The 8,034-nt window shown below is 41.2% G+C and carries 7 protein-coding genes; 6 read left to right on the top strand and 1 reads right to left on the bottom strand.

Annotated elements, in window-relative coordinates:
* On the top strand, positions 1-459 hold a 459-nt coding region (locus tag L1286_RS22815; RefSeq protein WP_235409347.1), incomplete at its 5' end, for a hypothetical protein.
* Positions 460-570: 111 nt separating this feature from the next.
* Here L1286_RS22815 and L1286_RS22810 read toward each other — a convergent pair.
* Positions 571-966: a hypothetical protein gene (locus tag L1286_RS22810; protein ID WP_235409346.1), complete on the bottom strand. Its 396-nt coding sequence runs from the start codon at positions 964-966 to the stop codon at positions 571-573.
* A gap of 510 nt (positions 967-1,476) precedes the next feature.
* Here L1286_RS22810 and L1286_RS22805 point away from each other — a divergent pair.
* From L1286_RS22805 to L1286_RS22785, 5 genes are all read left to right on the top strand, one after another.
* A complete protein-coding gene (locus L1286_RS22805; protein ID WP_235409345.1) occupies positions 1,477-2,451 on the top strand; it encodes a hypothetical protein in 975 nt (324 codons plus the stop codon).
* A gap of 251 nt (positions 2,452-2,702) precedes the next feature.
* A complete protein-coding gene (locus L1286_RS22800) occupies positions 2,703-4,238 on the top strand; it encodes a leucyl aminopeptidase family protein (RefSeq protein WP_235409344.1) in 1,536 nt (511 codons plus the stop codon).
* Between the two features lie 178 nt (positions 4,239-4,416).
* On the top strand, positions 4,417-6,618 hold the full coding sequence (locus tag L1286_RS22795) for a TonB-dependent receptor plug domain-containing protein (protein ID WP_235409343.1): 2,202 nt from the start codon (positions 4,417-4,419) through the stop codon (positions 6,616-6,618).
* A 330-nt stretch (positions 6,619-6,948) separates the two neighbouring features.
* Entirely contained in the window at positions 6,949-7,287 is a 339-nt protein-coding gene (locus L1286_RS22790) for a hypothetical protein (RefSeq protein WP_235409342.1), read from the top strand.
* Positions 7,288-7,402: 115 nt separating this feature from the next.
* Positions 7,403-8,020, top strand: a complete 618-nt coding sequence (locus L1286_RS22785; protein ID WP_235409341.1) for a hypothetical protein — start codon at positions 7,403-7,405, stop codon at positions 8,018-8,020.
* Positions 8,021-8,034: the final 14 nt, after the last annotated feature.

Below are 8,034 nucleotides of genomic sequence, written 5' to 3'. Positions count from 1 at the left end.
TCAGAATCCTCTTCTTCGGTTGAAGAATCAGTAAAACCGGAAAAACCTGTTGCAGAGCCAAAAATTACAGTGACAGGAACAAAGCTAAGCAAAGAAGAAACGCAAAAATCAGAATCCTCTTCTTCGGTTGAAGAATCAGTAAAGCCGGAAAAACCTGTTGCAGAGCCAAAAATTACAGTGACAGGAACAAAGTTAAGCAAAGAAGAAGCGCAAAAATTAGAAACCCAACCTCGGCTATCGATGTCGTTTGTAAAAAACACCTCAGGCAATAATATAATTAATGCTATCTCACTGTTCAAATCACTTCCTCAACCAAGTGAGGGTATGGATTGTAAAGGCGTTTTAGAGGCTTTGGACAAGGTTGGCATCAGCTATGAAGTCGTCGACTCGAACACCGCAGTCATAAAAAAAGCGTTCGGTATCTATACCTACCAATATATGGATAATAGCTGTAAATAGCTTGCAAAAGTAAACGGCTTGCTAAGCTAGACGCCTTGTGCGTTTTTTATTTTATTTTTGCTGAAATCGCAGCAACTTTAGGCTGCTGCGATTGTAACCGCACAGTGGAAGTTATCTTCTAATTAGGTGAGGTTCGATATTGGTTTGAATAACTTCTCGGATGGTTGCACCACCGATACTCTCACAAGTTTGTCCGTCACGCAGATGTAATTTAGCAGCTTCACCTCTTACAACAGGGCGGACAAATCGCCAAGGGAAAAATCCAAATCGTTGTGAGCCAACATAATTGACGACTGCATTGGCATTGACAGCGTCTGCCTTTCTCGCAAAGTGGGGTAAAATGCCAGAAACACTCCCATATGTCCCTTTGTCATATTTTATTTTATGAATTTTCTGAAATGATACATCTAAAGAAGGCTCACCAGTAATTAAACAGATATCTAGAGGATCATTTGCAGCGGCTGAAGCCGATAGAAGCAATGAGAGTACGAGTAAACTTTTTTTCATGTATAGATAACTTATGACCTTTTGTAAAGCGGAGATGTTAAAAGCAAAAGTCTATATTGTTTGCGCGAAATACAAAATATGAAAAATCATAATTAATTGATTCTATTAGTTAAATGATTGGAAATTGGTCGACTTGTTCACACAATAGTCAGCTGCTCTTTTACTGATGAAATGGCGGCCATCGTTATTAAATTAGCAGGAGTGTCGCAATCCTTCTCAGTCAGTTTAGGGCAAAGAAGTCATTTCATGTGCTTACCTTCTATCAACTGCGAGTTTTAAACTCAACGTGACTGCATATGCTTACGACTCGGGTGTTAGAAAGTGACGATTAAAAGAACAGAAGACACCCTTGATACTAGGTGTTGTCAGGCCACACGTAATCTTCCCTAAAAAGCGTTGCATGCGGTTAATCCATTGCGATAGGCGGACATTCGAAGAAACATTTAAAACATGCTCAAAAAACCACCTTTCTTGCCGATAAAGAAGTGCATTGGTATGTCTGGAGGGCGTATGAAAATTGAAAATGCACACATCAATCTGATGAATAAACATGAAAGCGAAACCCATGTTTATGAAGCGCGATCTGAGGTAGCAGGAGAGGGAGTCCAAAGTCAAACCTCAAACACAGCGACACCTTTGTCTAATAATGTCAAAGTGAGTGAAAGTGAGCTGTCCATGCAAACAGATGCGAAAACGTACATTTTAAAATTGCTCGTTCAAAAGTTGACAGGAAAAGATGTTGAATGGTTTGGCGACGTTGTGGGTAAAGACCTATCGCATATGGAAATGTCTAGGCTTATTTCACGTGTTGGAGGTGAAGAAGCTGAGCAAAATGACGCGACTCAAATTATCGTTGAGCGATTGACGCAGGAGTACCAATCCAATGCTTTACAAATGGATGGGCAGCTTACATTAGAAGGGGGTAAGCAGATAAACTTTGCTTTCAAAGCGCTATTTGAACAGTCCCATACTAGCTATCAACGCACAATCGAAAATGTAAATATGAAAGATCCACTCATCATTAGTTTCACAAATAAATCCGTTGAACTAGACAACAAGAATATGCGTTTTGATATTGATGCAGACGGCAAAGCTGACAGCTTTGCGTATCTTAAAAAAGGTTATGGTTACTTGGCATTAGATCTAAATAAAAATGACTTGATAGATAACGGTAATGAGTTATTTGGTGCTTTGAGTGGGAATGGTTTTGCTGATTTATCGTTATATGATGAAGATGGTAATGGGTTTATTGATGAAAATGATGAAGTATTCGATAGTCTTAAAGTGTGGATTAAGAACGCTGGAGAAGACAAATTACTGTCATTACAGGAGGCAAACATAGGCGCGATTGGGTTACAAAATGTTGATACGCCACTGAACATTAGAGAGCAAGGTGAACTCAAGGGGGCCGTTCGAAAGTCTGGCTTTTACCTTGACGAAGAAGGCAATGCAAACCTCATACAGCAAGTGGACTATGTTGTGTGATGTGTATACATTGCACAGGTTACAGCATGCCACTTGATTGCTAGACAATGATACTCTAGCGCACTTTATTTGTGTTTTTAGTAGGTACAAAGCATTTTTGGCCTCATTCGTCGATAACAAATAGTTACAATATAACTAAACGTGTAGAGTCTCAACCGACTATAGCCTTGGTGACACTTGAGTGGATATCAGGCTGAGTTTCGATTCAAAGTACATGATAGTAGATTTCAATTTATTAAGTGGATAACAGCATGGTTAGATTCATTTTTGCTTTGCTTGCACTGGTGTTTGCAAATGCCATTCAAGCGTTACCTCAAGTCCAGTTTTCTCCGCTCAGTCTTGAGCAAAATAAACACCTTATTGTATTCGTTAATTATGAACACCCGCTATCGGGCTTGTCTGCCCAAGTGGATCAAAAAACCAAGGGGCAACTTCGTCTGGCGATTGAAAGTGCAGGATTTAAAGGCGCATTTGGTGAAACTCAGACTTTTTACGGTTTAGCGCCTTTCGCTCAGATAACGATGATTGGTGCGGGTCAAAAGATGTTAGGCCAATCTCAATTGCAGGACTTGGGCGGATATGCTGCCGCAGCTACCCCTGCTAATGGCCAGAACCAATTCGCTGTGATCACCGATAGCCTTAACTCGCAAGTGACTGTACCAGAAGCGTGGGTCGCAATGGGGGCTGCGCTACGTGATTATCATTTTGACAAATACAAAGCACAGGCTGCCAAATCTGACCCCAGACATTTTTTGATACAAAGCCATGACTATAAAACGGCCGCCAAAAAGTATGATAATGACCTTCGGTATATTGTTAAAGGCGTTCATTTAACACGCGATATGGCTTCAGAGCCTGGTAAAGGTATTTATCCTCAAAGCTTTGTTAAGAGAGTGAAGGAGGCCTTTGATGGTATAGACAATGTTGATATTGACGTATTAAATGTCAGAGACATGAAAAAGCGCGGAATGGGGGCCATTTTGGGGGTTGGCCTGGGCTCGATTCATGAGCCTCGTATGTTGGTTATCCACTATCGAGGAAGCGCGAAAAAAGCGGCGCCAATTGCGCTTGTAGGAAAAGGTATTACCTTTGATACCGGTGGTATAAGTCTCAAGAAAAACAGTGGCATGTGGCAAATGAAATCGGACTTGTCTGGCGCTGCAGCCGTCGCGGGTGCACTACTCGCGGTCGCAAGTCGTGGCGAAAATGTGAACCTAGTGGGGGTGATGCCTTTAGCTGAAAATATGCCTGCGGAAGATGCGATTAGACCGGGAGATGTGTTAACTACCATGCAAGGTACAACCATCGAAATCATTTCAACAGATGCGGAAGGGCGATTGCTTTTGGCAGATGCGGTGAGATACACGCAAGATGAGTTTAAACCGAAAATGTTAGTCAACATTGCCACTTTAACAGGCTCAGCTGCACGTGCTTTGAGTGATGAATATGCCGCAATGATTACACGGGACTGGTCACTCGCACAGCGTATGATGTCCGTGGGTGAAATAAGCGGAGAAGCTGTTTGGCCACTGCCTCTTCACCCAAACTTCTTTAAACAAATCAAGTCTGATATAGCGGATATTAAGAACTCAGGGGCCGGTAATCCAGGGGCGAGCATAGGAGCTGCGGTCGTTGCCACGTTTGTGGATGAAGATCTCCCTTGGGTTCATTTAGATATTGCGGGTGTGGATTGGTTAAATCACCCCATTGCGATTGCGCCTAAGGGGTCACAAGGTTGGGGGGTGCGCTTTTTAGACCAAGTCGTACGAGACAACCTGAGTCAATAACTGGTTTTTATACTTAAAAAGCAGTGTCTAAACCTGAGCTGCTTTTTGTAAAGTTTACTGGCTAAACTCAAGTGCAAAGTTTTGTAAAAATATTCCTCGGATAAGTTTACCTTCTGTGTCTATTTAGTTGTGTTCCTAAAAAATATAATTACCCACAGTGAATTTAGGAATAATAATAATGACAAGCGCTACTGTAGTGACTAACACTCTTCAACATCGTAAAAACTCGAACACGCATGGGATTGGGCTACGCCAACACAAACTCAGCAAAGTTATATATAACTTATTATTTGGCATATCTGGGCTTTACGCCGGTTGGTCTCATATGGCTTTGGCTGACGCGAACCAACTTCAAGTGGAGTCAAATACTCAAAGGTATGAAGCGCAATACTTTGAGGAGTTTGAGCCACAAACACTATACAACATGTTGGAGAATACACCGGGCGCCAACGCTGTCTTAATTAAATTGGGAGATACACAACAGGCACGGGGTTTTGGCTCTGCAGGCGAACCTTTGCTGATTAATGGTCGACGTTTATCAGGAAAAGAAATTAATATTGAAAGTGAATTAACTAAAATCCAAGCCAAAGATGTCGAATATATTGAACTAATCCGGGGGACAAGTGCGAACCTTGATGTGCAAAGTGATGGCTTAGTGATCAATGTGGTTCTTAAAGAAAAGATAAATGCTTCTTTGCTGGCGTCGGTAGGCACAGTGTCGACCCCTGGTTTGGGCATTAAATATTATGGTTCGTTGATATACAGTGACAGTGCTGAAGCATTTAAATACCGAGTTGGCATAGAGCGGGATGTTAATCCTAATTTAATGACCACGTCAGATGATTATCATCAACCCAACTCCCAACCTATGTCGCACTATGAGCGTGTTCGTGATAACTGGTATAAAAATGAACAAATCTTCGCAGGAATGGAGTTTTTCGGTGCTGAAAAAACCACGTTCAATCTAAATGGGCTTTACGCCCAAAGCCGAGTCGACAGCATAACCGAAACAGATATTCAAGATTGGATAGCCAATGAAGCCAGTAAAAATGCCCTGCTATACGATTGGGAAACGGAACAGTGGGAATTGAGTGGTGACATTACTCATCAGCTAAATTCAGCACACCAACTTAAGTTACGTTTCATTGCTAACCGAGCAGATTCTAATGATCAGTCATGGAAGTATGAGATGACAGGAGACCAATTGGGGGTGTTGGACTACAGCTTTCCAAGGGTGTTCACAACAAAAGAAACCGTACTTCGTGCCAATTGGAAGTATACGATAAATGATAGGCACTCTGTGGATGCGGGTTTTGAGTCCGCAGTGAATAGTCACAATGAAAACTTGCAATTTATATATGGCGCGAGTGGAGATAAAAAAGTAGAGCTCAATGACATCGAGGAAGTAAGAAGTGAAACATTCATCAATTACAACTACACCGTATCGTCTGACCTAAACATTCAATCCTCATTAATTTATGAGCGAGCCTCCATCGATGTGGTCACTGATGTATCCATTTTGGATGGCAGTATGGCGCGTGAAGAGGCTGAAACCGTTAAGCGCGACAATGCCCGCACACTCTCTTATATTAAGCCAAGGTTAAACGTACGCTACGACATCGATGCGCAATATCAAGCGCGTTTTAATTATGTCCGCACGGTTAGTCAGTTGGATCTTGAAGATTTTGTACCATGGTACAATCGTGACTTGTCTATTTTGGAAGAAACGAACCCCGATTTGAAACCCGAGGTACGGGATGAGCTTTCTGTTAGCCTTGAAAGGCAGTGGCTGGACACTGAAGGGAGTTTTACCGTCACACCGTATTACCACGATATAAGTGACCTGCTGACTGAAATTCCTTTAAAAACGCGCTCAGGAGATGGCAATATTGAGCGCGGCAAGGAGTATGGTATAGAGCTCAATACAAACTTCGGGCTTGAAGCTTTTGGTGTTGAGAACACATTGGTTAGCCTTGTGTATACAATGAGAAAATCTGAAATGATTAACCCTTACACAGGTCAAAAGACAGATATTCGCCGCCTCAGTAATAACGAGTGGAATGTTAAAATAGTTAAAACCGATGTGCTGCCGGGCTTATCGATGAGTTTGGCATTTGAAAACGACGGTGATTTTGACTTTTATAGGCATGATTTGCAGGGGCATTTCGACAACAAAACGGAGGCCATCATGACGTTAGATTATCAGATAAGTCATGATTTTAAGCTTCGAGTAGAAGGCAAGGATCTCTTTGGGCAAGAGTACTATGTTACGCGTCAAAGGTATGAAGGTGAATATACACAATCTGATATAAGTAGATTGGAGTATCGCCGCGCTTACCGGGAGCCTAAGTACTTTATTTCTGTCGTAGGTCAGTTTTAAGAGGGGATTTCCATCGCTCCAATAAGACGCATCAAAGCGAATAATTCAATTGCTACAGTACTAAATTGGTAAAATACTGAGGCTCAAGTCCCAATAAAGCGCATAAAAGACGGCCAGTTCCGTTTCAATATAGCTTCCGCACAATTTTGCTGTTAGATATGTGGATTGCGCCCTTAATATGGGGGGCCAGGAAAGACTAACTGTTTTTGGCGTCCAGACACTTTGGTTTTATATTATTTATTTAATAATATTTTAAATTCTATTAATTATTGTTTGAGCCCAGTGTGCATGTTGCTATATTGGCGTGACATTTATTTTAAGGACAATAAAATGAAAATCTTACTTACAATATTTATTACCGTGTTTTCTTTCAACGCTATGGCAATGCAAACAAAATCACCTCAAAAAATTGCATATTTAATGACGTGGGCCGATTACACTGGTGGTGTGTTTAAATTCGCACTTGAAACTCAAGATGAAGAGGCGCAGTCACTCTGTCCGGGCGGGTATTGGTTAGACGGTGCAAGTGATAAAAATGCTGCGCTTTATGACTTTATAAAGGATGCGTATCAAGCAAAAACCCCCATCGTTGTGTATGCAAACGAATCTCAGGATTGGGATGGGATGATCACCAAGGAGTGTAAACTACAATTGGCCGCAGGTGTGTAACGCTCATTTAGATTAGGTGCTGGGCCAACATTGTTAAGGTATTTAACCTTGTACAAGGCTAAGCGCCTTTAAAATATTCAAATATAATTTAAGACTATTCTACTTTTTAACTACTATGAAATTTGTATTTATCGCTTTAGTATCGGTGTTTTTTTCTTTCTCATTAATGGCGAATGTTGAGATTAAGACTGCAAATCAAACTCTAAAAGAACAAAAAATTAAATCTGACTTACTCTTATTGCATACGCAGTATGACTTAACTCCTTGGCTCTATACTGACAAAGTGTTAGTTGACGAGGGGGCAAAAGTGCCATTCAGCCACCCCGTCATTACTATGAGCACGCAAAAAAAGTATTTGGAAAATAAAGTGAAGCTGCTATCAACATACTTACATGAGCAGTTTCACTGGCATGTCATCATCAATGGAAAACCCAGTAAAGAAGCATTTCGAGCACGGATAAAGCAAGATTTTCCCAAAGTGAAAGTCGGGTTTCCCTATGGCAGTAGAGATGAAGGCAGTACTTTAAGCCATATTATAGTGTGTTACCTGGAATATATCGCATTGACAGAACTTGTTGGTGAGCAAAAAGCGCGCGAAAACTTATCAACGAATGGATACTATACATGGGTGTATGACACCGTTTTAAATCCAGCTAATAAAGTAACGTTGGATGCTATGTTGTCAGAGTTTGGTCTTGAATTTAGATCTAAAGTGATGAAAACAGGAAAATAGTGGGTACGTCTAAA

This window comes from Pseudoalteromonas sp. SMS1 (genome assembly GCF_021530565.1).
Taxonomy (GTDB): Bacteria; Pseudomonadota; Gammaproteobacteria; order Enterobacterales; family Alteromonadaceae; genus Pseudoalteromonas.
The sequence above is the reverse complement of the archived record's forward strand: the minus strand, read 5'-3'. Positions and strand labels throughout refer to the sequence as shown.

Excerpts from the sequence above, each read along its gene's own strand:
- L1286_RS22810 (WP_235409346.1), bottom strand. The coding sequence starts at position 966 with ATGAAAAAAAGTTTACTCGTACTCTCATTGCTTCTATCGGCTTCAGCC.
- L1286_RS22805 (WP_235409345.1), top strand. The coding sequence starts at position 1,477 with ATGAAAATTGAAAATGCACACATCAATCTGATGAATAAACATGAAAGC.
- L1286_RS22800 (WP_235409344.1), top strand. The coding sequence starts at position 2,703 with ATGGTTAGATTCATTTTTGCTTTGCTTGCACTGGTGTTTGCAAATGCC.
- L1286_RS22795 (WP_235409343.1), top strand. The coding sequence starts at position 4,417 with ATGACAAGCGCTACTGTAGTGACTAACACTCTTCAACATCGTAAAAAC.
- L1286_RS22790 (WP_235409342.1), top strand. The coding sequence starts at position 6,949 with ATGAAAATCTTACTTACAATATTTATTACCGTGTTTTCTTTCAACGCT.
- L1286_RS22785 (WP_235409341.1), top strand. The coding sequence starts at position 7,403 with ATGAAATTTGTATTTATCGCTTTAGTATCGGTGTTTTTTTCTTTCTCA.